The sequence below is a fragment of the Rhizobium sp. BK376 genome (assembly GCF_004341625.1).
Classification (GTDB): domain Bacteria; phylum Pseudomonadota; class Alphaproteobacteria; order Rhizobiales; family Rhizobiaceae; genus Rhizobium.
The window spans coordinates 13,648-38,849 of the sequence record NZ_SLZG01000006.1 but is presented as its reverse complement, the minus strand read 5'-3'; the positions used below and the strand labels follow the sequence as shown (position 1 = coordinate 38,849).

Sequence of the window (25,202 nt, the reverse complement as noted above, 5' to 3'; positions counted from 1 at the left end):
TTACCGCCTTCCTGTCTTTCTGGACGAAGTTGCATTCAGGACGATACCCAGGAGTTCGGCGTTGACTTCGCGAAGAGCGTCAACAGCGCGATCGAGCGCATCGAATGGTGTCTGGCCGCTGCGGACCACGATAATCGAGCCGTCGAGATGCGGCGCGACCGCCTTGGCATCGGACGAGCCCGGCATGGAGGGAAGGTCAACGAGGATGAGATCGAAGCGATCCTTCAGGTCGGCGAAGCTGAAGGCGATGCGTTCGGAGCCGATCCGTTCGCCCGGCGTCACATCCTGAAACGCGCCGACGGGAAGTATCGTAAGCCGTCTTTCCACCCGGCTCATGAAATCGATGTAGGCCTGCCGGTCGTCCAGCATTTCCATCAGGCCGATCGACTGCTCCGCCGTGAAGGTTCTGCTCAGCGTCGGGTTGGCTGCGCTCGCGTCGATCAGCAGCGTCTTCGAGCCCGAGGAGGAGGCAAGAATTGCGAGATTGTAGGCGATCGTCGTTGCGCCGGCCTTGGAATCCACGCCGACGACGCCGATCAGATTGGCTTTGCGGCTGCGACGCATTCCCGTGACGGTCGCTTTGAGATTGCGCAGGTCGCGGTTGAAGCCGCGGTTCCAGGCGGCATTTTCCTGGCCTAGTCCCTGAACGCGCGGCAGGCTCAATATGGGGCCGTTCTGGTTGGGTTTGCCTCCCGCCAGCGCTACCGCGCCGATGCAGGGCACTGCGGTCTCAACCGTGATGCGATCCATCGATGTGACGACGCGGCTCGCAAAGTGTCGGATGATGGCAACGATCAGGCCGGTGCTGAGGCCAAGGACGACAGCAAATGCCATCAGAAGAACACGCTTCGGCTGGCTCTTGGACACCGGCACGATCGCGCGCGAGACAAACATCGCGTCGGATACAGGATAGGAAATCTTCTGCTTGGCTTCCGTCCAATTCAGAAGATAGGTCTCGTAAAGGCGCCGGTAGGTGTCCGCGACGCTTTTGAGCTCGGACAGCTTGAATTGGTCACCGGGATTACCCGAGGATTGGAACTGGACCACCGCACGGTCGGCGGTGAACACTTCCTCTCTAAGGGTCGCGACGCGTTGCTCCAGCCATTCGCTCGCCTGCTGGGCGGACTGCGATTTCATCAGCACGTCATGGGCGATATACTGTTCAGCGATCGCATTTGCGAGCTGGGCCGACTTCTTGGGGTCGATGGAGCTTGCAGTTATCTCCATCACATTCGACTGGCCTACCTGGCGCACCCAGAGTTGGCCCCGAAGAGCGGAAATGATGTAGTTTTCGGTGGGATCGTCGAGGTTGAAACCTGTCTTCTCAACCTTCACCTCCGGCGTACCGCCAGAGGATATGGCAGAGGCAAGGGAGCGCAACCCACTTGAAACCGAAGCGCGGCGGGCCGTGAATTCCGGGTCTTCATCCAAGTTCATTTCCCGGATGACGCCTCGCAGGACATCGCTGGATTTTACGATTTCCAACTCGCCTTCGACGAGTGCCTCATCGAGCGAGGGTCGTTGAGAGCCCTCAGCCTGTACGGTTTGCGGGCTGAAAAGAAGCTGCACGCTTGCGACGTAAGTGGCGGGCGTGATGATGACGTAGAGCAGCATTATCAGCGAGAAGAATACGGTGCAGCCCGCAATAAGCATCCAGTTGTCGAACAGGAAGCGAATGAGCCGGCTGATCTGAAGCGGCTTCTCGCGAACGGTTTCCGTCGATGTCGGATAGGCAAGGGTAATGGGCTGATTATACACGGCTCACCTCCCGGGTTCGGGGCGGAAGGCCAGAAGGTGCTTCGATGGTTGCCGCAATGGAGGATTGAAGCACGGGATTGGGCGGAGGCCAGGGAAGGCCGTGCCGACGCCGGTCATCACGACCGCCATGTGCCAGGCTTGAAACGGGGCCGAGGCCGTAGCCGGCCGCAAGGCCGGCGGTAATGCCGAAGAGCGGCCCAAGATCGATCGCGCCGGCGGCTATGGACGCGGCGACGAATTGGGAGATGCAGGAAAGGAGAGCGGCAAGGCCTATTATGCCGTCCGGTCCTTCCTTCTGGTCACGCTGGAGGACGAAGCGGATGAGGCTGAGGAAGAAAAATAGGCAGATCACTGTCCCGGGAATGCCGACATTGGCGAGCAGGGCAATGAGAAAGCTTGATGTCCTGATGCTGCCAAGCCCCGCACCCATTCCGCTGGTATCGAAGAAGGACGCGATCGCCTGCTGGTTCCACCGCATCCTCTCCTCGCCGGATTGTGATTCCAGCTTCGTGGTCATCGTGGCGTGGATGAGGTTGCTGACGCTCTCGGAGACGGAGGGGATCAGCATCACGGCCATGACGAGCAGAGGTAAGGCAAGGAGGCATGCTGCAATATAGGTCAGGTGTCGGTAGCTGGCTTTGCGTTGCAAGACGCGGCTAATGCAAAAGGCAAGCACGATCAGCCCTGTCAGCCCGGTCGCCAGATAGGCAGTCGTCGAGGTGCACAGGACGAGAGATACCGCTAGTGCCGCGGTGATCGTCCCAAGAAAGCGGGCTTGAAAGCCCTCGAGCTTGAGAATGAGGAGGAAAGAAAACAGCGCCAGCGCCGCATAGCCAAAGGCGCCCGCCTCGGTGTACGAGCCGACAATGCGCTTGAAGCCCTCGACATCGCCGTCGTCCAGCATGCGATAATTGGCGTTGCGGATCGGCGAGAGGAGAAAGCTGGTGCCGGTCACGTAAGTGGCCATGTCGGCGATTGCGAAAAATATGCAAACGCCGCCCGCGACGATCAGCGCCCGCGCGAAAATGACAAGGCCGCCCAGCCGGCTGATGCCGGCGACGATCGCAAAACAGGCAAGCCCGCCCAGCATGTAAACGGCCTGGGTCAGATTGCTCGCATTCGGTGTCAGCGGGTTCACGACAATGCCGTGCATGCCTTCGCCACGTGCCAACGAATAGACGAGGGTCACGCCGGTGAAGATTCGCGGAAGAAAGAAGGCCGTCAGAACGCCGTAGATGATGAAAAGCGTGTACCAGAAGCCCGGCCCCGGATAGGAAAGAGAGGAAAAGGACGCCGACAGCGTCCTTGGCCGCAACGCGACCGCGAAGGCGAGAAACAGCAGAACGAAGTGAAACGGCTGAATACTGGTGCCGCCTAGCCCCGGCATAAGCAGAGCGGCGGCGGAACCGAGAAGCGCACTGAGGCAAAGTACATAGGCGCCTAAGTTCAGGCCGAGGAAAATCGTAGCTATTCCAAGTATGGCGACAATTATTCCGATCGGCTCAACACTCATGTCCTGACCTGTCGTGAGAATTCAAATGAAGACTGCGTCGGCGGGGCCCTAACGGGCCCAACCATCTCAATAGGAACCACGTCTGAAAAAGAGAACCGGCAAGGTGCGAAGCATGATGTTCATGTCCTTCGCTCCGGACCAGGTCTTGCAATAGTCGGTATCCAGCCGGACGCGCTCCTCATAGGAGACGTCGTTTCGGCCGCTCACCTGCCAAGCTCCTGTCAGACCGGGCCTGACAGCCAGATAATAGACCGCGTCGCGGCCATACCTGCGCAATTCGTCGGCTGTTATGGGGCGTGGGCCGACGAGGCTCATTTCACCTTTGATGACATTGATCAGCTGCGGCAGCTCATCAAAGCTTAGGCGGCGCAGAACGCTGCCCGCCACCGTCACGCGCGGGTCTGTCTTCAGCTTCTGCGTCGTTTTCCATTCAAGAGCGGCTTGCGGATTTGCGTGCAGATATTGATCAAGACGGGCCTCGGCGTTGCAGCACATGGTCCGGAATTTGAGGCATCCGAACATGCGACCTTGAAAGCCTATTCGCTGGTGCACGAATAAGATTGGGCCGCCGTCCTGAAGCTTGACGATGAGTGCAACCATGATGAGAATTGGCAGGATAAAAAATAATGCTAAAGATGCAAGAAAGACATCCATAGTCCTTTTGAATAGCCCACCTACCGCAAAGGAAGTATTCATCATACCTTTGCCTGTTATTTTGCTCGTAATATATCCCTCGGAGGGCTTGGATACGGAAGGCTCTCGAAGATTTCTTCTCACGCGAAACCTCCTATTTTCTACACACTTACTATCGGTCACCCCATACATAACGTCATTCCACTTCCCCTGTCTGTGACCAAGGTCATAGTCAACGGCAAGATTCACCTTTATCTTCTACGGGGTTGTGCCAACCGTCATGCCAAATTTATCCCGTTGAACTTCAGAGTCTGCAACTTAGGCGTTTGTGACTCCGCAATATGTTGAGGAGATTGTTATGCAGGATGATGTTCAGAGCACCCAGGATCGGCTCCGTATAAGTCAATGTGGATTCTTTTCTGTAATAGGCTCTGATTTGACGGAGAGGCTGCTCAAGACGCGAACTGTCCGCTGCTATGAAAAAGGCGCGTTAATCTCCCAGCGGGACGAACCTTCGAACCATATCCTGTTTATGCAAAGTGGTGCCGTGAAGGTGCTAACATACCTCCTCGATGGGCGGGAATTCGTGGTCGACACGCTGATGCCCGGCAGCATATTTGGCGAGATCGATGTCCTGCGGCGCACGAAGCCGCTTTTCCAGGTCCACGCTTTGACCTCCTGCGAAATCTGGTCGCTAGATGGAAAGCTCATTCGCGATGCGGTCGAGACGGACCCGAGCCTGTGCGCAAGTCTTTTATATTATGTGGTACGCCGGGTAACTGAACTGGAAGACCGGCTCATCAATCTTGCGAAGCTGAGTGTTTCATCTCGCCTCGCCAATACGCTGCTCCGCTTATCGGCCGGCGAGACGCAGTACGGCACCGGTGAGGCATCATACGGTCCCGAATGCATGACGAGGACGATCAACCTGTCGCAGCACGAACTGGCGTCCATGTTGCCGGCGTCGCGCGAAAAGGTGAACAGGTGTCTGAGAGAGTGGGAGCGTAGTCGGATAGTCGATCTGGCGCCCGGCGCAATCACGATCACAAACCCACGCGCATTGCACGCTTACGCGGTCTGTTGATCCGGCTGGAGATGGCAAAGCCGCGCCAGCACGTAGTCAGCATCTACAGGAAAGCCATCGTGCCGAAGCACGACACCGGTGGCTTTTCAGTATCGGACGATTCCTCAGCCTGGTTCGCCGGGCGGAGTATTCCAAGTCGAACATCTTCCTGATAGCCACGGATCGCCCGATGTCACAACCAGTGTTGCCCATGGTCGTACAGCGTGAATATCGCCGCACCGGCGAAGCCGCCCGTCCTTCCATGATGCATACCAATTTTCACGGCGTTATCGACGATGAGGTTGGTGCGGACGGTGCTCAAGCGGCAGTTCGCGTGGCTGATATCGACCGGGTCGTCATTATCAACGACTTTTCGGCAACGAATGGCGGCTGCAGCGGCCTGGCGCTGCTTTCACTGCGGCTGTTTAGGCAACTCGGCATTCCGATCACGTATATCTGCGGCGACGAGGGCGATCCACAATTGGCCGGTCCGGCCGTCGAGGTGGTGGCGCTCGGCGGTGAATCCATTCTGACGGCAGATCCGGGCTCGAGCATTGTGAAAGGCATTCACAATGCCGCTGCCAAGGCGATGGTTGCCCGGTGGATCGAGGCACATGATACGCCGCGCACGATCTATCACGTTCACGGTTGGGCAAAGATATTGTCGCCGGCAATTTTCGTCGCGCTGTCGCGGGTGGCGGCTCGAACCGTTATCCACGCGCATGATTTTTTCCTGGCCTGCCCAAATGGCGCTTTCTACGATTATCCTTCCCAGAAGCTATGCGATCTGGAGCCACTGAGCCTCAAGTGCATCACGACCCAGTGCGATAAGCGCAATTACGCCCAAAAGTTGTGGAGGGCGGCCCGTTCGTCGAGATTGCACGCTCTGCTGTCGAATGGGAAAGCGCCTTTTAGCAATATCATTCTGATCCACGAAAAAATGGCGCCGCTCTTCGAGCGTTCGGGGTTTCCCGAAGCTTCGCTTCATACCCTGCGCAATCCGGTCGTTCCCTTCACCAAGGAGCGGGTTCGCGCCGAAGAGAATTCGGAATTCTTCTTCGTCGGCCGGCTCGACACGGAAAAGGGAATCGAGGATGTCGCTGCTGCCGCGGTTGGAGCAGGCATCAGGTTGAATGTCATCGGAAATGGGCCGTTGGCAAAAAACCTTGCTAAATACGGCCCGTCCATCCGTCTCCTCGGTTGGCACACGCACCAGGAAATCGCCGCCCGTATCCGAAAGGCGAGGGCGGTTATCTTGCCGACACGGTATCCGGAGCCTTTCGGTCTCGTGGCGCTGGAGGCGTCGCTCAGCGGAATTCCGGTCATTTTATCCGACAAGGCATATCTGGCGGACGAAATGGTCTCAGCCGGTGTCGCGATAGGCTGCGATACGACCAATTCGGAGGCATTCCAGGCAACGCTACGGCGCGTTGCCTACATGCCTCGCGAGGAGATCCGGGCAATGAGCATCAGGGCCTTTGAAGCAGTCGTGCGACCCGCCACGACCCCAACCGAATGGCGGGATGGACTTATCGGGCACTATCAGAACTTGCTAGAGCAGAAGGATCCGGCATGACTGACAATCCCGGTTTGGCGTCTGTTTCCAATCTGCCATCGGTCACCGGCCGCAAGGAAGACACCTGGGCTGTTCAGACTGATATTGCCGGGTTGCGATATGCGCGGGGTACCGACGAGCCACGCCTCAGGCTCCTGAATGTGAAGTATAGTCCCAATCTCGGCGACGGCCTCATCGCGGAATGCCTGGAAAGAGCAGCTATTGCGCTGGGTGCCGGCAATGATACCTGGTCGGTCGACCTCGCCGGACGCAAGCGCTATGGCGAGGCATCCGCAGGTCGCGCGCAGATCCTGCTGGCGCTCGACCGCATGCCGAAAACATTGCGCCATCGGATCATCCGCCCTCTGCTTGCAGCGCAGGCCCGGCGAAAGTGGCGTCCCCACTATGCCGATGGCCTCAAGGGCGCAACGGGCGCCGCGATCGGGGGCGGCAATCTCATATCGGATCTGGATCTCAACTTCCCGACAAAGCTCACCTTCGCCGTAGCGGAACTGGAACGGTTGTCACTGCCATTCGTCATATATGCCACTGGCGTTACTCTGGGGTGGACATCGCAGGGCACGAGCATGTTGAGGGAGGCATTTTCAAGCAGCCTCCTGCGCAAGGTCTTCATGCGGGATCACCAGTCCAAGGTATTGTGGGATCAGAGATTCGGCGAATCTCTTGGTATCGAGGCTCGGATCGTGCGCGATCCCGGCCTGCTGGCGTCGGATTTCTTTCCACGCTCGTCCCAGAGCAGCGAGCGACGGTCGCCTGTGGCGGGCATCGGCGTGACAAGCCATCTTGCTATCCGATACCACACCAACTCCGCGCCGGATCCGGCCTATCTGAGAGATTGGTATATCGAGCTCGTGCGGTCATTCGTCTCCAAGGGGTTCCAGACCGTTGTCTTTACGAATGGCAGCCCGGAGGATGTGTCTTACCTGGAGCAGTTGCGGCCCTACCTGGCTGCCGCTGGCGGGGCCGCTGTCACGTTTCAGCAGCCGCGTACGCCGAAGGAGCTCTGCGCGGTCATTTCCGGCCTTGATGTTCTTATAGCCCACAGGCTGCACGCGATAATTGCAGCATATTCCTACGGCGTACCGGCACTTGGTCTCTCCTGGGACCGAAAATTGCGTTTCTTCTTGATGTCGGTCAGTCGAGAAAATTGGCTTTGCGACCTGGAGAAAACGACGGCGCAATCAGCGGTCGAGCTTGCTTGCCGCACCGCCGCGGAAGGCATTTGCGAGAAGAGGCGCAAGCAGGTGCTTTGGGAGACATGGGAAGGCGTTTCACAGCTCTTGGAGGCAGTCGCCGGACCGTCCTCCCACGCGAAGCAGTTTGAATGGGGAAGGGAAGACGTCGAGACCTCTGCAATGCATTCCTGAGGGAGAGGCATGCGCCTCGATCTTGGAAGCATGAGCAAATGGGTCTTGGTCAAACGGCTTCTGCATTTTGTTTCTAAGCGATAACTTCAATGGAGAATCGAGCATGCGCGTGGCGATCGTTCACTACTGGCTCGTCTCGATGCGGGGCGGAGAAAAAGTCATAGAAGCCCTCTGCGACCTCTATCCCGAGGCCGACATCTTCACGCTCGTCTATGACAAGGAGCGCGTCTCCGAAAAGATCAGAAGCCGCAACGTAAAGACCTCCTTCCTTCAACATATCCCGGGTGCAGTGCGCAATTATCAATCGCTGCTCCCCTTGATGCCCTTTGCTTTGGAAAGCTTCGATCTCAGCGGTTACGACCTGATAATATCGAGCGAATCCGGCCCGGCGAAAGGGATCATTCCGCCGCCGCACGCGCCGCATATATGCTACTGCCACTCGCCGATGCGTTATCTCTGGGATCACTACCAGACATATCGCGCCAATGCCGGGCATCTGCCGCGCATGATGCTGCCGATTGTTGCGCCCATGCTTCGGTCATGGGACGTCAGCACCAGCATGCGTGTGGATCGGTTCGTTGCGAATTCCTATCATGTCGCTGCGCGCATCCAGAAATACTACCGTCGCTCTGCAACGGTCATCTATCCACCCGTTGCCGTCGGCGATTTCAAGCTGTCCAATGAATCGGATGATTTCTATCTCTGCGCCGGGCAGATCGTTCCCTATAAGCGCATCGATCTTGCCGTGGCCGCGTTCACCAAATTAAATCGCAACCTCGTCGTCATCGGCGAGGGCAAGGATATCGACCGCCTCAAGCAGATGGCCGGACCGACAATTCAGTTCTGGGGAAGGGCGCCGTTTCCTGTCCTACAGGACGCGCTTGCGCGTTGCCGCGCTCTCATCTTTCCGGGTGAGGAGGATTTCGGAATGGTGCCGGTCGAGGCGATGGCAAGCGGCAAGCCGGTCATCGCATTCGGACAGGGCGGGGCATTGGAAACCGTCGTTCCCGATCTGAGCGGTGTGCTATTCTACGAGCAATCTGTCGATGCGCTGATGACGGCAGTTCAGGAGTTCGAGGAAAAGGAGGCCGTCTTCCGGCCCCAGCGAATTCGCTTGCATGCTACGCACTTCAACCAGGAGCGGTTCAAGGAGGGAATGCGAGCTGTCGTCGACGAGGAGCTTCATGCCGCAAGAGCCGGTCGCCCCGAAAGAGCGGATGGGGTCTCTCACCACACCGTCACTCTGCCCGTCGGCGCGGTGCAGGCGGTCAGGACAACGGTTGCTTCTTCGCACTAGATTCGTTCGGCAGTATGGTTGGAACTGGCGACATGTGCCTTCCGCCCTGCTGCCGTCTCGGGGCGGATGTCGCTGGCCGTCTCAACGATGGATAGGGTCTTTCCATAAAACCTCTTCCGGTTTTTCGACCGGATCTATATCGAGGTTTACGACCACGGGCTCCTGACCGGTGCGAACCAGCACGCATTCCAGTGTCTCGTCGCGGCTGGCATTGATTTCCTGATGCGGGACGTAGGGCGGCACATAGATGAAATCGCCGGGACCGGCTTCAGCCACATATTCCAGGCTTTCGCCCCAGCGCATCCGCGCCTTTCCCTTGACGACGTAGATTATGCTTTCCAGATCGCCATGATGATGTGCGCCGGTCTTCGCATTGGCGTGGATGGTTACCGTGCCGGCCCAGATCTTCTCGGCACCGGCCCGGGCGTTGCTGATTGCGGTTGCGCGGTTCATGCCGGGCGTCTGGGCGGTATTCGGATCAAGCGAATTGCCGGGAATGACTTTCACGCCGTTATCACGCCAGTCGATCGGTGCGTGGTGATCGTGGTCATGGTTGTGATCGTCCGTCATTTTGTCCTCCGAGTCAGTAGATATATCGATCGCAGATAGCGCAGGCGAGATGCGAAACATCAGGCTGCCTGCCTATGCTCGGCCACGATCTCTTCGATGATCCGGCGAGCGCTGATCTCCGCTGGATGTGCCCTGCCACCATTGGCATATGTAATCAAAGCCTTCCACAAGGCCCAGCCACGAGCGCGCGCCCATGTCGCATCATCCGCCGACATGGCCGCACGAAAGGCTTCACGGCTCTGGCCTCTCAGAAATGTCCACGTAATGGCCAGGTCGCAGGCAGGATCGCCGACCGCTGAGCTGCCAAAATCGATGACGGCGCTCAGGCGTCCATCCCTGACAAGGAGATTGCCGACGCTAACGTCTCCATGCACCCATACAGGCTTACCTCGCCATTCCGCCGACAGGGCGGCATCCCAAGCGCTTGCGGCTCCGTTCACATCGATTTCGTCGCGCAACCTTTCGATTGCCGCTCTGGTTTCCGCATCGTAGACGTTCAACGGTCCACCGCGAAAGAAGTTCTGCTGGCCCGCGGCCGGCCCGTCTGTCGCGTCGACCTTCTGAATAGCGGTCAGGAATTGGGCGATGTCGACGGCGAAGTCAGGGAGATTGCCGATGCGCTCGAGGCAAGCCGTATCACCGTCTATCCATTCATAAATGGACCAGGGCCAGGGATAGCCTTCGCCCGGTATGCCGATGGCGACAGGAACAGGAATGGGAAGCGGCAGATATGGCGCCAGCTTCGGCAGCCAGAGATGTTCCTTCTCGACTTGGGGAACATAACGCTCAGCGCTTGGCAACCGCACCTTCATGCGGCCGCCGAGATGGAATGTTGCGTTATCCCATCCGTTCCATTTGACTGCCTGTATGGGCAGGTCGGCCCATTGCGGAAATTGCCTTGCCACCAGACTGCGCACGAGCGGAACGTCTATAGAGAGCCTTCCGCTTCCTGCCATCGAATGTCCTTCCCCTCAATTAGCCTGCACTCGATCAGGATTGATCGAGCGCCAACTTGATCTCGGAGACGGCGGCCGAAGCGGGCAGCAAGGGGGTACGGATTCGCTCGCCGAATTGCCGCTTGAAGCCGAAGACGTTGGAAATGAGACCCTTGGTAAACAGTCCCGGCCCGCTCGAATAAGTGCGCCAGCCGCCGTCGACGGCGATCGTCCCGCTCTTGACGCGATCCCAGTCGCTTGATGCCTTGTAGCGGTCATGAAAGGCTGCGTCGCTGCTGCTGAAATAGGTATTGCGCTGGCGCAACGAGGCATTCGGCAGACGGTCCGTCACGGCGATTGGATTGGCCAGCGCCAACGCGTTCCAGACCTCTTCCGCGTCGCCATCCATCACAAGCGCCTCGCAATAGCGAAGATGTGCGTGGACATACATCAGGCCGATCTCGCGACCGAAGAAGGACGAGGATTCGGCGCGGCGGAATAGCGTTTCCGGGCCGCCGGCATAGGTGGCGGGCTTTTCCATGAGCCGGGTGCCGTCGGGGAAGAGCAGATGCTCCCCGATCAGCTTCAAATGGCTGTGTCGCTGTTCCGGCGTGAACAGGCCGCCGATCATCGCCTGTGTCATCGAGATCAGGGAATAATTCAGGCCCGTGCGCTGATCTTCCGGATGCAGCAGCAGCTCCACGCCGTCATGGCTCGGATCGAACAGGCCATAGCCGGCAACGATGCCGTCGCGGATGAGGTGGCGGTTGAAATCCAGCTTCATCGCCGCCGCCGTCTCGGCGAGCGTCTTTGCCTGTTGGTCGTTGCCGATCCGGTCCATCAGGACGGAGTAGCGAACAACCTGCTCGTAGAGTAGCGACACTGTCCAGCTGCTGACCATCCAGTCGCGCAGATGCGGGTCGGCGGGCTGCAGGGAGTCGTTCCAGTCGCCTTCGCCATATCGGATCAGCGATGTGCCGGGAATGAAGCGGTCGCGGACCGTCGCAAGCAGTTTGTCGATATGGTCCGCGATGGTGGCGGTTTCATCCGTTTTCTGCATGGTGTCGTCGGCGCGCCATGAGACGGCCTCGTCGAGGAAGCCGAGATCGTCCGTCGCTTCGAGATAGTCGCAAAGCGCCTTCAGCGGCCAGACGACGATATCGCCGTGGCTTTCACCTGCGCGGATGTTGGCATAGGGCTCCAGCATGAACCATTGCGGCCAATCTCCGCGGTCGCGGTACTGCTCCGAAAAGGTGGTACGCAGGATGTCCTTGACCTCGGCATCATGTTCATAGGCCAGCAAGAACTCGATCGGTCCCTGGCACACATCGCGGGTGCCCCACGCAGCGCCCGTATATTGCTCAAGACCATGCGGCACGGTGAGATGCACGAGGGCATCATGCGCAAGCCATGGGACCATCGTCGCCTGGGCAGCCGCATGCTCCCCTGTGCCCGTAAGTTGGAAGCCGCGCGTGACATGGTCCCAGAAGCGCATTGCTGGCTCCAGCATAGCTTTGCTGTCCACGCCGGCCGCATAGCGCTGGGCGAGATCTCTGGCTTCTCCGGCATCGGTCATCGAGCCGGTGACTGCGAAGGTCAGCGTCCGCGTCGCGTGGGATCTGAGTGCAACGAAGGGACCGTTGCGAGCGACGCCATCCGTATAGAGAAGCTCGTCGCCACCGATGACCTCGATCGCGTCAGGCGTCGACGTTACCAGCGAGTAGGAGGCCTCGGGGTAACGCTGGCCCCAGAGCCAGTTCGGGTCCGGCGTGAAGGTAACGCTCTTCCGTCCGGCCTCGAATTCGATGCGGCTGCTTGCCTCATATTCGCGCTCGCCAAGCACCAGTTGGCCGAAGACCAGGAAGCGGCAAGGATTACCCTCGACATTGACCGTCCATTGCATCGCCGGATCGTCTCCGGAAGCGATTGCCGTCACGGTGATGGTGCTGTCTGCAAGTTTGTATATCCAGCGGCAATCGCTGAGGCCCATGTCGAAGACGGACGGCACGCCGAGCAGCTGCCAGCCCTGCGCTGTCTCGACGAGGATGCGCAGGCCGCTTGCGCGCGTCAGATTGTAGGGATCGCGCGAAACGGAAAACAGCTTGTGGAATGAGGTATTGCCGATCGTCAGCTGTGCCGCGAAGATGCCTTGCATCCAGCAGGTCGCAGCCAGCGTCTTGTCGTCGAGCAACATGTTGTGGCCGCTGCGCACGATCGAGCCGTGCCGCCGCGCAACGATCAGTTCCTTGTCGCGCAAGACGATATGACGGTTCTGAAGGCCATCGGGGACGAAGAAGGAAAGCAACCGGCCATCGACACGCTCCTCCAGCTGCCGGGCCGGATAGAGCCGCCCAATCGCCGCCTCGTCCAGCGACGATGCCTGCGCCAGCGGTGCGTCCTGCACGAGGCTGCGGACAGTAACTGTCTCGGCGGTGCTTGCAGTTACGGGCGTCTTCGCAGCTTGCGAGATCCCATCGAGACGCGAAAGATCGGCATCGGTGGATGCTTCTGGATGGTCCGCAAGGAACAGCGCGAAAAATGCAGTGGAGACGGCTTTGCCGGGCGCAAGCGTCAGCGTCTTCGACTGTATCGTGGGGCAGGCGACTTCATGCTGGCGGCGCTCGCTCGGCAGGCTGGTGCCGAAAGCCGGAACCATCTCACCGTCGTTGCTGCCCGCCGGAAAAACCAGCTGGATCGCATCGGTCGCATAGGCTGCCGATCCGTCGATGCAGCCCTGGGCCAACCAGGGACTGCGTCCGCCGCCTTGCTTCAGGTTCTGGCGGTTCATGATGACGGCGCCGAAGGTCGGATGCACGGCAATATGATGATCGACATACTGCGAGGCATAGGCCTCGCTGTTCATCAGGAAGCCGCGGTCGCCGAGGCCGACATCCTGTACGAGGATGAGATCGGCCGGTACAGCCGTCTTGCCCTGGTTTTCAAGTGAAACGCGCCAGAACCAGGTCGCCTCCTTCGCAAGCAGCTCCAGCCGGACGGTGTGGCGAACGCCGCTGGTCTCGCCGGTCCAGGAAAAACCACCTGCATCCTTGCTGAACTGGACCGCCGCCTTTGGGCCGACGATTTGCGCAACGCGGGGTTCAGCCCCGCCAATCCGCAGATAGAGCCGTCCGATACCACCATAGATCGGCGAGCCGAGCACCTGGTTTATCATGACGGATCCCTTGGGATCGCCATAATCGATCGAAAACAGGGTGCCATTCGGCAATGCTGATACCGACAGGCCGGCTTCGTTGTTCAGCGTGAAGAGACCAAGCTCTTCACGGCGGGGCGTTTGAAAGCTGCGACTGGATTCGGAGGACATGATCAAGGTCTCGCTGATTCAGGATGGGGGAGACTAAACCATAGGCACTCATGCCATAATAGAAGGAAACGCACGTTTTTTTAAGACAGGGAGCGCATCCGCTTGAGCAGCTCCGCGACCGGTATCGATCTTGTGCCGGACCCGATATGATGAGGCTGCAGCATATTATCGCATGGAGGCGCTTGGTCCTCGCGCAAATTATCCAGCACAGGCAATATCACAACGCAGAGGACTGGCCGAACGGAGGAGAAGGGCATGATCAGCACATCGACTAGTGAGGCGTTTGCCGAAAAGCTAAAGAAGCGTAAGACCGACGGCATGATCTCCGCCTGGATCGGGATCCCCGACCCGCTTCTTGCAAATTTCTTTGCCCAGGAGCCGTTCGATGCTGTCGTGATCGACCTGCAGCACGGGATGTGGGACATCGCCTCCGCGGCCACCGCTATCGGTCAGGTTCGTCTTGCCGGCAAGCCGGCCGTAGCACGCATTCCGGTCGGCGATTTCGCCTCCGCCTCGCGCCTTCTCGATGCCGGCGCTTCCGGCATCATCGCGCCGATGATCAATTCGGCCAGCGATGCGGAGCAGTTCGTCAAGGCGACGAAGTATCTGCCGCTCGGCGAACGGAGCTGGGGACCGGCGCTGGCGCTCAACTACAACGGTTTTTCGCCGGATGCCTACCTCAAATCAGCCAACCAGCTAACAGTCACGATCGCCATGGTCGAAACGCGCGCAGCGCTTGAGGCCATCGATGAAATTCTTGCCGTCGACGGCATAGACGGTATCTTCATCGGCCCCTCTGATCTTTCGATCGCGCTATCGGACGGTGCAGCACTTGCCCCGAACTCGGCCGAAATCGATCGTGTCATGGCTCAGGCGCTGGAGCGCTGCCAGCATCATGGCAAGTTCATCTGTGCGTTCGGCAGCGACGGGGTCAGGGCAGGTCAGCTCCTGAAGCTCGGCTTTCACTTCGTCATCGCTGGCGGCGACAGCGCCCAGCTTCGAGCAGGCGCCCGCGCGGCAATAACGACTGCTCGCGAGACGGCTGCAGGCGGCTCAACTAAGCAGGCCTAGGTATCACAGACGCCGACCGGCCGATCGACATCGCAAATGCGTGCTAGCCGATCAGAAGGGCGTCGTCGTCCAAGGTCTGGCCGCGCATCTTGCGGAACATGTCGATCAGGTCTTCGACCGTGAGCGTCTTGCGGTTATCGCCATGGACGTCGAGAACAAGCTCGCCGCCGTGCAGCATGATCGTCCTGTGGCCGTAATCGAGCGCCTGGCGCATCGAGTGTGTCACCATCAATGTCGTCAGCTTTCGCTCCGAGACGATCTTCTGCGTGAGGGTCATGATGAACTCAGCCATGCCAGGGTCGAGGGCTGCCGTATGCTCGTCAAGCAGCAGCACTTCCGATCCGGCCAAGGTCGCCATGACAAGCGATACCGCCTGCCGCTGACCGCCCGAGAGAAGGTCCATGCGGTCCTTCATGCGGTTCTCGAGACCGAGGTTGAGCTCCGCAATTCGGGCGCGAAAATGGTCGCGCCGCTTTGCGCCGAGCGCCGGCACCAGGCCGCGCCGTTCTCCACGTCTCGCCGCAAGCGCCAGGTTCTCCTCGATGGAGAGAGCACCGCAGCTGCCCGCCAGTGGGTCCTGAAAAACGCGGGCCACCAGGCCAGCGCGCGCAGACGTGGTCTTGCGCGTGACATCGGTATTGCCGATCAATACCTGGCCTTCTGTTGCCAGCACGTCGCCGGCCAGCACACCGAGCAAGGTTGATTTGCCCGCGCCGTTCGAGCCGATGACGGTGACGAAGGAGCCTTCCTCGATCGTCAGGTTGACGCCGTTCAGCGCCTGTTTCTGCAGAGGTGTGCCGCGTCCGAAGACGACCTTGATATTCTTCAGATTGATCATGCTGCGGCACCTCCGCGGCGAAGCCGGGGCAGAACGAGTGCGACTGTGACCAGGAAAGCCGTCACGAAATTCAGATCCGAGGCCTGCAAACCCAGGACATCAGACGAGAGGGCAAGCTGGATAGCGATACGGTAGAGGATAGAGCCGAGCACGCAGCCGATCAGGGCAATCAGCAGACCGCGGCGACCAAGCAGCGTTTCGCCGATGATGACAGCGGCAAGACCGACGACGATCGTGCCGATACCCGATGTCACATCGGCAAAGCCGTTGGTCTGGGCAAAAAGCGAACCGCCGAGGGCAACCAGCGCGTTCGAGATCGCCATGCCGAGATAGATCTGGCGACTGGTATCCACGCCTTGCGCGCGGGCCATGCGTGCATTGGCGCCCGTTGCGCGCATGGCAAGCCCGGCATCGCTTTCGAGAAAACGCCAGACCACAATGACGGCGACAACAACCAGAACGCCCACGAAGAGCGGGCGCACGTAGAAATCCCTAAGGCCATGGCCGAAGAACGGACTGATCATCGTGTCGGCGTTGATCAGCGCGACATTGGGTTTGCCCATCACCCTCAGATTGACCGAGAAAAGCGCGATCATGGTCAGGATCGATGCCAGCAGATTGAGAATGCGGAAGCGGACGTTGAGCATCGCCGTGACAAGGCCGGCAGCAGAACCTGCCGCCATGGCAACGAGGGCGGCCAGCCACGCATTGACGCCGGCGGTGATCAGCACTGCCGTGACTGCGGCGCCCAAAGGAAAGGATCCGTCGACGGTTAGGTCCGGGAAATCCAGGACACGGAAGGCTAGGTAGACGCCGAGTGCGACAAAGGCATAGACCAGCCCCAGTTCAACAGCTCCCCAGAATGCGATCTGACTCAAGTTGTTCGCCCTTCATCCCTTCCCGGCCTTCGGGAAGTAAGCTCTTAATACCATCAGCCGTTCCCGTCGGAAAACGGAAACGGCTGTATTTTATCGATAGCGGCAGTCGCCAGGCGTTATTCGATAACCTTGGAAGCGCGCTTCAACACGCTGTCAGGAACGGTCACGCCCATCTTTGCGGCAGACGCCTTGTTGACGACGAGATCGCTGCCGGAGGCGATCTTGACCGGGATGTCGCCCGGATTTTCGCCCTTGAGGATACGCACGACGATATCACCCGTCTGCTTGCCGACGTCGTAGTAATTGAAGCCGAGAGCGGCGATCGAGCCGCGCGAGACGGAGTCCGTATCGGCGGTGAACAGCGGCAGCTTTGCTTCCTCGGCAACGGCGACAGCACCTTCGAGCGCCGAGATGATCGTGTTGTCGGTCGGGATGTAGATCGCATCCGCGCGGCCGACGAGCGCACGAGCGGCGCCCTGAACGTCTGCAGACTTGGCGGCTGCGGATTCGACGACGGTCACGCCGGCCTTTGCTGCTTCGGCCTTGAGGACGGCGAGCAGCGATACCGAATTCGCTTCACCGGCATTATAGAGATAGCCGATCTTTTTGACGTTCGGCAGGATCTCCTTGATCAGAGCGAGATGCTCGCCGACCGGCGACATGTCGGAAAGGCCGGTGACGTTGCCGCCGGGCTTGTCCAGGCTCTTGACGAGCTGCGCGCCGACCGGATCGGTAACAGCGGTGAAGACGACCGGAATGTCGTGGGTCGCCGAGACGACCGCCTGGGCAGACGGCGTGGAGATCGGCACGATGACGTTCGGATTGTCGCCGGCGAACTGACGGGCAATCTGGGCCGCCGTCGCGGGGTTGCCCTGCGCCGACTGGAAGACGAACTTCAGGTTCTGTCCCTCCTTGTAGCCGGCTGCCGTCAGCGCATCGAGAACGCCCTTGCGGGCCGCATCGAGGGCCGGATGTTCGACGATCGCCGTGATGGCGACGGTTACGGTGTCGGCGGCCTTTGCCGAGACCGACAGGGCCAAGGTGGCTGCAAGCGCAAGCAGTATCGATCGCATTGATAGTCCTCCCAATGTTGTTTTTGGCTTCATAGGCAAAGCTCTGCTTCAAATCAATCGTTGCGCTCGACTGCAAGGATGAAAGTTTTTGATCTGTGATTGACGACCGCAAGTGATGGGGAAATCTTAAGCCGAGAGTTGCTTTTTCGAGGCATGGCAGGAGATTTTTGCATGAAAAGGCTTGTTGGCGCTATCGCCATCCTTCTCTTTCTCGCGGCTGCGGGGGTTACGGGCCTTTTCCTTTTCCAGCGTGAATCCGCAACCGTTCCTATCGAGCAGGGTTATGGGCCATCGCCGACCCTGCCCGGTCCCAATCGCACTCTCATCCCCACCGTCAATGCGGCGCCGGCATCCGCATGGCCTGATGGCGTGACGCCGAAAGTCGGTGACGGGCTCAAGGTTGAAGCCTTCGCGAGGGGGCTCGATCATCCGCGGTGGCTGCATGTGCTGCCGAACGGCGATGTGCTTGTCGCAGAGAGCAACGAGCCGGCGGAACATGACGATACCGGCTTCAGTCTCAAGCATTGGATTGCGGGGCTGGTCATGAAGCAGGTGGGCGCGAAGGTAGAGAGCGCCAACCGGATAACGCTGCTCAGAGATGCTGACGGCAATGGCGTCGCCGAGTTGCGCACGATTTTCCTGAAGGGACTGAATTCGCCTTTCGGAATGACGCTGTCGAACGGCATTTTCTACGTCGCCAACACCGATTCCATCATGGCCTATCCCTACAAGGATGGAGAAACCGAGATCACTGCGCCAGGCGAAAAGATTGTCGATCTCCCGGCCGGCCCGATCAATCATCACTGGACCAAGGATGTGATCGCCAGCCCTGATGGCAAGAAGCTCTATGCCACGGTTGGATCGAACAGCAATGTCGGCGAGAACGGCCTCGAGGTCGAAGGCGACCGTGCCCGCGTGATCGAGATCGATCTGGCGACGCGTCAGATCAGGCCGTTTGCGACCGGACTGCGCAATCCGAACGGATTGTCATGGCAGCCTCAGAGCGGTGAGCTGTGGGTAGCAGTCAACGAGCGCGACGAACTCGGCAGCGATCTCGTTCCTGATTACATGACTTCGCTAAAGGACGGCGCGTTCTATGGCTGGCCATACAGCTATTTCGGTCAGCACGTCGACGGCCGCGTCAAGCCGCAGGACCCGGACATGGTTGCGAAGGCCACCATGCCGGACTATGCGCTCGGTCCCCACACGGCCTCGCTTGGACTGACCTTTAACACCAGCAATCTCTTCGGCAAGGCCTATGTCGGCGGTGCTTTCGTCGGCCAGCATGGCTCCTGGAACCGCAGGCCCCGGAGCGGCTACAAGGTCATCTACGTACCCTTCACGGACGGGAAACCCTCCGGTCCGCCACGCGATATCCTGACCGGCTTCGTCGGGGCCGACGGAAAGGCGATGGGCCGGCCGGTCGGCGTCGCCATCGATCTCAAAGGCGCGCTGCTGGTCGCCGACGATGTCGGCAATACCATCTGGCGCGTCACGCCGGCAGCGGCGCAATAGTATTCCGTTGCCCGGATTTGTTGCGATCTACCGTATTATTTCAGCGAACCCCGCTTATAATCGCGGGATAGTCACCACAGATAGGCAATATGGCAAACAGATCAGGCAGTGCGGACCTTCCACTCCATGGAGGCAGGGTGCCGAAATGGCTCGGCGACCGCATGACCAAGCTCGGCGCCGTCATGACCGAGGCGATCGTCATCCACTATGGTCGCGACGAATTGCTGCGCCGTCTTGCTCATCCCTTCTGGTTTCAATCCTTCGGCGCCGTCATGGGGATGGACTGGCATTCTTCCGGGATTACCACCAGCGTGCTCGGTGCCCTGAAGCGGGGACTGACGCCGCTATCCGGAGAGCTCGGCATCCATGTCTGCGGCGGACGTGGCGCGCAATCGCGCAAGACGCCGGGCGAGCTCCTTTCGATCGGCGACCGCGTCGGTCTGGATGGCAACCGGCTCGCCAATGTCAGCCGGCTAGTGGCCAAGGTCGACAGCGCGGCTCTGCAGGATGGCTTCGATCTTTATCTCCATGGCTTCATCGTGACAGACGATGGGCATTGGGTCGTTGTCCAGCAAGGAATGAACGAGGACAAGCGGCAGGCGCGACGATACCATTGGCTGTCAGAGGGTTTGAAAAGCTTCGTCGATTCGCCCCATAGCGCAATCGAAGGCCGGACCCAGGGCGAGATCATCAATCTTGCCGACGTGCGAGCCGAACGGTCCCGCCGGGGACAACTGGACCTTTTGGCCACGCTCGGTCCTGATCGAATTGTGCGCGAAGCTGCCGCTCTCGCCATTGACGCCAGGAGCGCATTGCCTCTTCCCGAGCAGCCGCTTCTGCCGCACCTGATCATGCCGGCCCATCACGATGTCAGGGAAAGCGACGTCAACATGAAGCGCTTGCATAGCAATCTTGCCGCTGCCGCCGACCGCGGACCGCGGGACTTTGAGGAATTGCTGCTCACGCCGGGAGTGGGCGCCCGCACTGTGAAGGCGTTGGCGATGGTCGCTGAAGTCGTGCATGGCGCTCCCTGCCGTTTCTCCGATCCGGCTCGTTTTTCGCTCGCCCATGGTGGCAAGGATCGTCATCCTTTTCCGGTGCCGCTGAAAGTCTATGACGAGACGATCAAAGTGATGAAGTCGGCAGTCTTGAAGGGCAAGCTGGGGCGTGAGGAGGAGTTGCAGGCTCTGAGGCGACTGGATGACCAGTCGCGTCAGCTCGAGCGCTATGTGACCGGCCCGGATCTCAAGGAAATCGTTGCGGGCGAATTCCGTCAATCGGCAGCCTTCGGCGGGCGCAGCGTCTTCGGCTGGGAGCCGCCTGCCGACGAGACGTAAGCTATTCAAGATCTCCTGGAAAAACTCGACGCTCCATTGCCCAATCTCGACATTGGCGAGTGTGTCATCGTTGCGAGACACGTCATGCAGGATTGACAGTCGGCGCGGGTTAGATATCGACTTCAAGCGTCTCTGCCGGAACGTGAAAGAGCCTGAATGCGTCTCGCAAGCCTTGCCATGTACACAACCTCTCCGCCTGTTGCCGCTGCCACCAATGCCCTATGGAATTTCCTCCGTGACGGTCTGCGGCAGGAAGGTTTTGCGGATGTGCCAGAGGCACTGGATGCGGAGTTGCCCTATAACGAAGCGTGGCTCCATCCAGACCTACTGCTCGCCCAAACCTGCGGCTATCCCTATGTAAGGCATCTGCGCGGTAAGGTGCGTCTCGTGGCAACGCCGGCCTATTCGCATGCCGGCTGCGACGGGCCGAACATGTGCAGTTTTATCATTGTGCGCAGCGGCTCCGAGGTGCGTTCACTGGAGGATTTGCGCGGCGCCAGGGCAGCGATCAATGATCCGGGCAGCAATTCCGGTGCCAATCTATTTCGTGCTGCAATCGCGCCGATTGCCGGGGGGCGACCGTTTCTCTCCTCAGTCATCGCGACCGGCGGCCATCGCAGCAGCATCGATGCCGTGAGGACAGGCGAGGCGGACGTGGCCGCCATCGACTGCATCACATATGGCAATGTTCAGCGTTTCGATCCGCAGGCGCTTTCCGGCATCCGCGTGCTCTCGCAGACCGCCAGGGGGCCGGGACTGCCCTTGATTACCCGGGCGAACGCCTCCGACGAGGAAGTCGCCGGCCTGAGGCGCGTGCTCGAAAAGGCGGTCACCGATCCGGCGCTTGCAGAAACCCGCGCCACGCTTTCGCTCACAGAGTTCGCCGTTCTTTCCGATGCCGACTATGAGCCTCTTGCGGAATTCGAACGCGAAGCCGATCGCCTGAATTATCCGGCTGTCGCGTGATTTCTGACGTCGTCGGCTGACGCTCAACGGCAGATCGTCATGATCCGATAGTGGGCAGCATGCTCCAAACTTGGTCGACCTTAGCCAGCCGGACGGCCGCTAAGGCGGAACCTGTATCAATTTGAGACATCGATCGCGATTTTTGGCGAAGCGTTAAGGCCGAGTTCAATCGCAATTTTTGTGACTTTCTTAACTTGCTAAGACGTGGAAACTATTTGCGAGGCCGCGCCGTCCAAAGTGCGAAGCCTGACGAACCGACTCCGCCGGCGGCATCGCCGCCTCGACCTAGCGTCACGTCTCGTGTTCGTTTTCTAAGCGACCGGCGTGATAGAGACCGCCGCACTCGTGCCGAGATTACAATAGCTTGCCGGCACGAGGCTGACAAAAAAAGGATTGAAGCTGCGTGATTGCTTCTTCAAGAAGACTGCCTTCCACTTTCTTTGCCGCCGTTCTCTCTTCACTTCGGCAAGCCTGCCTCAGTCTCGCTGCCGCCAGCGCCGCCATAAATGTGCTGGCGCTAACAGGCTCCTTCTTCATGCTACAGGTCTACGACCGGGTTATTCCCGGCCGCAGCCTTCCGACGCTTGCCGGGTTGGCAATCATCGCTGCCACGCTTTTTGCATTTCAGGGCGTGCTGGAACTATTGCGCACTATGCTGCTTTCGCGGATCGGTATGTCCCTGGACGAGCGATTGAGCGGAAGTGTCTTCGACTCCCTCATCTTTCCGGCGACGTGGACGCAGAATGGGGGGAGTGGGCTGCAGCCCGTCCGCGACCTTGATCAGGTGCGGTCGTTCCTTTCCGGGGTCGGCCCAACGGCTCTATTCGACCTGCCCTGGATTCCGCTCTATCTGGTTCTGTGTTTCCTGTTTCATTTCTGGATCGGCTTTGCGGCGCTCGCGGGAACTGTCGTTCTCATTGTTTTGACGGTTCTTGCCGAGGTGCTGTCGCAGCGCCCCAATCTCGAATCCGCCCGACTTTCGACAGAGCGCCTTGCCTTTGCCGAAAGTGCGCGCCGCAACTGGGAGGCGGTTGTCGCGATGGGTTTCAGTGGCCGGCTGGTGGGCAAGTGGAATGCCATGAGCGGGAATTATCGCAGAAGCCAACTCTCCGCCGGAAACGTTGTCGGCAGCCTCGCCATCGCATCGAAAATTCTGCGGATGATGCTTCAGTCGACCGTACTCGGTGTCGGGGCAATACTGGTCATCAGGCAGGAAGCAACCGGTGGCATCATGATCGCAAGCTCGATCCTGGTGAGCCGGGCCCTTGCTCCGGTCGAGCTCGCGATCGGCCAGTGGCGCGCCTTCGTCTCCGCCCGGCAGAGCTGGACACGCCTTCGCAAACTGCTGGAGCAGATGCCGACAGAGCATCGGGGCATTGCGTTGCCGAACCCGACTAGGGAACTGACGCTTGAACATGTCAGTATCGCTTCGCCGGGCAGCCGCGAATTGATCGTTCGCAACGTTTCCTTCAAGGTATCGGCCGGAACAGTGCTCGGCGTCATCGGCCCAAGCGCCTCGGGCAAATCGTCCCTTGTCAGGGCTGTTGTCGGGTTATGGCCCACTGTTATCGGAACGGTCCGCCTTGATCAGGCTGCTCTGTCGCAATGGAAGCGGTCGGATATCGGTCGGCATGTCGGCTATCTTCCGCAGGACGTCGGCCTGTTCGAGGGCTCCATTGCGGAAAACATCTCCCGTTTCGACGAGCAGGCGACGTCTGAGGCGATCATATCGGCCGCGAAGTCCGCCGGCATATATGAAATGGTCGTGCAGTTGAGCGACGGCTTCGATACGCTGATCGGAGAGGGCGGCGCCCGGCTTTCCGCCGGCCAGCGGCAGCGCATCGCGCTTGCCCGGGCACTCTACGGCGATCCCTTTCTTGTCGTGCTCGATGAGCCGAATTCTAACCTGGATGCCGATGGCGAGGCGGCCTTGACATCGGCCTTGCTTGGCGTGCGCGCCCGCGGCGGCATCGCCATCGTCGTCGCCCATCGGCCCAGCGCCCTTGCCGCGGCCGACAAGGTGCTGGTCATGACTGACGGGCAGATGCAGGCGTTCGGACCTAAGGACGCCGTTCTCAGAAATACAACGAGGCCATCGCTGATGCCCGGACCTATCCGTCTACTTGTTGCCGGAGAGGAGCCAAGCGCATGATTTTCGCACCAATCTCGGCCTCGGAACGAGCCATTCGCCGCCTCTCAATGCTTGCTCTTGCGACAGTGCTGCTTCTTTTCGGAGTGATGGGCGGGCTTGCCGCGACGGTCCGGATTTCGGGCGCAGTCATTGCGTCAGGCACGCTCGTCGTCAGCAGCTATGTAAAACCCGTTCAACACCTCAAGGGGGGCATCGTCAGCACAATCAATGTCGGCAACGGCGATCATGTGGATGTCGGCCAGATCCTGATCCATCTCGACGATACCCAGACCCGGACGAGCCTTGCGATCGTGCGCAAGCGACTGAACGAACTGGCTGCCAGAACGGCGCGGCTGGTCGCAGAACGCGACGGCAAGGAGACGATCACCTTTCCCGCCGCGCTGCTTGCCAAGGCTGGAGAGTCCGAGGTTGCGAGCATGATGGCCGGTGAGCAGCGCCTGTTCAACGACCGGATGGCGTCGCAACAAGGGCGCAAGGCCCAACTGCACGAAAGGATCGGCCAGCTGAACCAGGAAATCGATGGGCTAATCGCGCAGCAAAAGGGCAAGCAGATCGAAGTCGATCTTGTCAACAAGGAGTTGGCGAGCCTCCAGCGCCTGTCCGATCAGGGCAGCGTTGCGGCGACGAAGGTATATGCGCTGCAAAGGGAGAGTGCGAGCGTGACGGGAGAACTCGGCACGCTCGTCTCCGAAATCGCGCAGGCGCACGGAAAAATAACGGAGACCGAGCTTCAGATCATCCAGGTCGACGACGATCACGGCAGCGAGGTCTCAGATCAGCTCCGGCAGGCGCAAAGCGACGAGGGGCAATTCCTTGAGCGGCTGACGGCTGCAGAGGATGACCTGAAGCGCATCGACATACGTGCACCGCAGGCCGGTATCGTCGATCACTTGACCGTCCATTCCGCTGGCGCCGTGGTCGGGCCGGGGGAAACGATCTTGCGGATCGTTCCGGACAAGGATGCGCTCGTAGCAGAACTGAAACTCTCGCCGCGGGATATCGATCAGGTCGCGGTCGGCCAGCCTGTCATCCTGAGGCTTTCCGTGTTCAACCAGCGTGCGACACCTGAGCTTAACGCACGCGTCAGCGAGGTTTCGGCCGATCTCACGACCGACCAACATTCGGGCCAGAGCTACTATATCGTTCGCGCCGAAATCCCCGTCTCGGAATGGAGCCGCCTTGGAAAGCTGACGCCGGTTCCGGGCATGCCGATCGAGGCGTTTTTGCAAACGGGTCGGCGAACCGTAATGGCATATCTCACGAAGCCTTTGACCGATCAGATGCACAGGGCGTTTCGCGAGGAATGAACGAAGAACGGTGTGGCGGCCTATGCCGCCA

Annotated in this window: 19 protein-coding genes; 10 read left to right on the top strand and 9 right to left on the bottom strand. The window is 59.6% G+C overall.

From position 1 onward, the window contains the following. The 3 genes from EV561_RS16545 to EV561_RS16535 all read right to left on the bottom strand — a co-directional run bounded on the left by EV561_RS16545 (position 1) and on the right by EV561_RS16535 (position 3,970). Positions 1–1,758 carry a Wzz/FepE/Etk N-terminal domain-containing protein gene (locus EV561_RS16545; RefSeq protein ID WP_132523401.1) on the bottom strand — a complete coding sequence of 586 codons (1,758 nt, stop codon included), beginning with the start codon at positions 1,756–1,758 and terminating at the stop codon, positions 1–3. Then, positions 1,751–3,271: a hypothetical protein gene (locus EV561_RS16540; protein WP_132523400.1), complete on the bottom strand. Its 1,521-nt coding sequence runs from the start codon at positions 3,269–3,271 to the stop codon at positions 1,751–1,753. Before EV561_RS16540 ends, EV561_RS16545 begins: the two co-directional genes overlap by 8 nt. Positions 3,272–3,337: 66 nt before the next feature. Then, positions 3,338–3,970, bottom strand: coding sequence for a sugar transferase (locus EV561_RS16535; protein ID WP_132523399.1), 633 nt, complete (start codon positions 3,968–3,970; stop codon positions 3,338–3,340). 292 nt (positions 3,971–4,262) lie between these two features. On the opposite strand from EV561_RS16535, the gene EV561_RS16530 reads away from it, so the two are divergent. From EV561_RS16530 to EV561_RS16515, 4 genes are all read left to right on the top strand, one after another. After that, a complete protein-coding gene (locus EV561_RS16530) occupies positions 4,263–4,988 on the top strand; it encodes a Crp/Fnr family transcriptional regulator (protein ID WP_132523398.1) in 726 nt (241 codons plus the stop codon). A 169-nt stretch (positions 4,989–5,157) separates the two neighbouring features. After that, entirely contained in the window at positions 5,158–6,543 is a 1,386-nt protein-coding gene (locus EV561_RS16525; protein WP_132523396.1) for a glycosyltransferase family 4 protein, read from the top strand. Then, complete coding sequence (locus EV561_RS16520; RefSeq protein ID WP_165927824.1) at positions 6,540–7,910, top strand: polysaccharide pyruvyl transferase family protein; 1,371 nt, start codon at positions 6,540–6,542, stop codon at positions 7,908–7,910. The genes EV561_RS16525 and EV561_RS16520 overlap by 4 nt, the downstream gene beginning before the upstream one ends. Before the next feature lie 103 nt (positions 7,911–8,013). After that, positions 8,014–9,207, top strand: coding sequence for a glycosyltransferase (locus EV561_RS16515; RefSeq protein ID WP_132523392.1), 1,194 nt, complete (start codon positions 8,014–8,016; stop codon positions 9,205–9,207). A gap of 81 nt (positions 9,208–9,288) precedes the next feature. On the opposite strand, the gene EV561_RS16510 is transcribed toward EV561_RS16515, so the two are convergent. From EV561_RS16510 to EV561_RS16500, 3 genes are read right to left on the bottom strand one after another with little or no spacing between them, the layout of a single operon-like run. Further along, entirely contained in the window at positions 9,289–9,777 is a 489-nt protein-coding gene (locus EV561_RS16510) for a cupin domain-containing protein (protein WP_132523390.1), read from the bottom strand. A gap of 59 nt (positions 9,778–9,836) precedes the next feature. Beyond that, positions 9,837–10,733 carry an aminoglycoside phosphotransferase family protein gene (locus EV561_RS16505; RefSeq protein WP_132523388.1) on the bottom strand — a complete coding sequence of 299 codons (897 nt, stop codon included), beginning with the start codon at positions 10,731–10,733 and terminating at the stop codon, positions 9,837–9,839. Between the two features lie 34 nt (positions 10,734–10,767). After that, a complete protein-coding gene (locus EV561_RS16500) occupies positions 10,768–14,034 on the bottom strand; it encodes a cellobiose phosphorylase (RefSeq protein ID WP_132523386.1) in 3,267 nt (1,088 codons plus the stop codon). A gap of 258 nt (positions 14,035–14,292) precedes the next feature. On the opposite strand from EV561_RS16500, the gene EV561_RS16495 reads away from it, so the two are divergent. Continuing rightward, the gene (locus EV561_RS16495; RefSeq protein ID WP_165927843.1) at positions 14,293–15,105 is read left to right on the top strand and encodes an aldolase/citrate lyase family protein; all 813 of its coding nucleotides are present in this window, start codon (positions 14,293–14,295) and stop codon (positions 15,103–15,105) included. A gap of 43 nt (positions 15,106–15,148) precedes the next feature. On the opposite strand, the gene EV561_RS16490 is transcribed toward EV561_RS16495, so the two are convergent. The 3 genes from EV561_RS16490 to EV561_RS16480 form a co-directional block, all read right to left on the bottom strand. Continuing rightward, complete coding sequence (locus EV561_RS16490; protein WP_132523382.1) at positions 15,149–15,943, bottom strand: ABC transporter ATP-binding protein; 795 nt, start codon at positions 15,941–15,943, stop codon at positions 15,149–15,151. Next, positions 15,940–16,821 (bottom strand): ABC transporter permease, encoded by an 882-nt coding sequence (locus EV561_RS16485; RefSeq protein ID WP_132523380.1) that lies wholly within the window; start codon positions 16,819–16,821, stop codon positions 15,940–15,942. The genes EV561_RS16490 and EV561_RS16485 overlap by 4 nt, the downstream gene beginning before the upstream one ends. A 116-nt stretch (positions 16,822–16,937) precedes the next feature. Further along, a complete protein-coding gene (locus tag EV561_RS16480) occupies positions 16,938–17,894 on the bottom strand; it encodes an ABC transporter substrate-binding protein (protein ID WP_132523378.1) in 957 nt (318 codons plus the stop codon). Positions 17,895–18,065: 171 nt separating this feature from the next. Here EV561_RS16480 and EV561_RS16475 point away from each other — a divergent pair, with 171 nt between their 5' ends. From EV561_RS16475 to EV561_RS16455, 5 genes are all read left to right on the top strand, one after another. Next, positions 18,066–19,409: a sorbosone dehydrogenase family protein gene (locus EV561_RS16475; protein ID WP_132523376.1), complete on the top strand. Its 1,344-nt coding sequence runs from the start codon at positions 18,066–18,068 to the stop codon at positions 19,407–19,409. Positions 19,410–19,498: 89 nt separating this feature from the next. Continuing rightward, on the top strand, positions 19,499–20,746 hold the full coding sequence (locus EV561_RS16470) for a DUF763 domain-containing protein (RefSeq protein ID WP_132523374.1): 1,248 nt from the start codon (positions 19,499–19,501) through the stop codon (positions 20,744–20,746). A gap of 156 nt (positions 20,747–20,902) precedes the next feature. Then, positions 20,903–21,712 (top strand): PhnD/SsuA/transferrin family substrate-binding protein, encoded by an 810-nt coding sequence (locus tag EV561_RS16465; RefSeq protein WP_132523372.1) that lies wholly within the window; start codon positions 20,903–20,905, stop codon positions 21,710–21,712. Positions 21,713–22,115: 403 nt separating this feature from the next. Beyond that, entirely contained in the window at positions 22,116–23,864 is a 1,749-nt protein-coding gene (locus tag EV561_RS16460) for a type I secretion system permease/ATPase (RefSeq protein WP_132523370.1), read from the top strand. Then, positions 23,861–25,171: an HlyD family type I secretion periplasmic adaptor subunit gene (locus tag EV561_RS16455; RefSeq protein WP_132523368.1), complete on the top strand. Its 1,311-nt coding sequence runs from the start codon at positions 23,861–23,863 to the stop codon at positions 25,169–25,171. Before EV561_RS16460 ends, EV561_RS16455 begins: the two co-directional genes overlap by 4 nt. Positions 25,172–25,202 lie beyond the last annotated feature (31 nt).

What these genes read in the sequence shown, in the direction of transcription:
- EV561_RS16530 (WP_132523398.1), top strand. Translation starts at nt 4,263, where the DNA reads ATGCAGGATGATGTTCAGAGCACCCAGGATCGGCTCCGTATAAGTCAA.
- EV561_RS16475 (WP_132523376.1), top strand. Translation starts at nt 18,066, where the DNA reads ATGAAAAGGCTTGTTGGCGCTATCGCCATCCTTCTCTTTCTCGCGGCT.
- EV561_RS16535 (WP_132523399.1), bottom strand. Translation starts at nt 3,970, where the DNA reads ATGATGAATACTTCCTTTGCGGTAGGTGGGCTATTCAAAAGGACTATG.
- EV561_RS16505 (WP_132523388.1), bottom strand. Translation starts at nt 10,733, where the DNA reads ATGGCAGGAAGCGGAAGGCTCTCTATAGACGTTCCGCTCGTGCGCAGT.
- EV561_RS16515 (WP_132523392.1), top strand. Translation starts at nt 8,014, where the DNA reads ATGCGCGTGGCGATCGTTCACTACTGGCTCGTCTCGATGCGGGGCGGA.
- EV561_RS16465 (WP_132523372.1), top strand. Translation starts at nt 20,903, where the DNA reads ATGCGTCTCGCAAGCCTTGCCATGTACACAACCTCTCCGCCTGTTGCC.
- EV561_RS16520 (WP_165927824.1), top strand. Translation starts at nt 6,540, where the DNA reads ATGACTGACAATCCCGGTTTGGCGTCTGTTTCCAATCTGCCATCGGTC.
- EV561_RS16480 (WP_132523378.1), bottom strand. Translation starts at nt 17,894, where the DNA reads ATGCGATCGATACTGCTTGCGCTTGCAGCCACCTTGGCCCTGTCGGTC.
- EV561_RS16510 (WP_132523390.1), bottom strand. Translation starts at nt 9,777, where the DNA reads ATGACGGACGATCACAACCATGACCACGATCACCACGCACCGATCGAC.
- EV561_RS16500 (WP_132523386.1), bottom strand. Translation starts at nt 14,034, where the DNA reads ATGTCCTCCGAATCCAGTCGCAGCTTTCAAACGCCCCGCCGTGAAGAG.
- EV561_RS16490 (WP_132523382.1), bottom strand. Translation starts at nt 15,943, where the DNA reads ATGATCAATCTGAAGAATATCAAGGTCGTCTTCGGACGCGGCACACCT.
- EV561_RS16540 (WP_132523400.1), bottom strand. Translation starts at nt 3,271, where the DNA reads ATGAGTGTTGAGCCGATCGGAATAATTGTCGCCATACTTGGAATAGCT.
- EV561_RS16525 (WP_132523396.1), top strand. Translation starts at nt 5,158, where the DNA reads ATGTCACAACCAGTGTTGCCCATGGTCGTACAGCGTGAATATCGCCGC.
- EV561_RS16470 (WP_132523374.1), top strand. Translation starts at nt 19,499, where the DNA reads ATGGCAAACAGATCAGGCAGTGCGGACCTTCCACTCCATGGAGGCAGG.
- EV561_RS16455 (WP_132523368.1), top strand. Translation starts at nt 23,861, where the DNA reads ATGATTTTCGCACCAATCTCGGCCTCGGAACGAGCCATTCGCCGCCTC.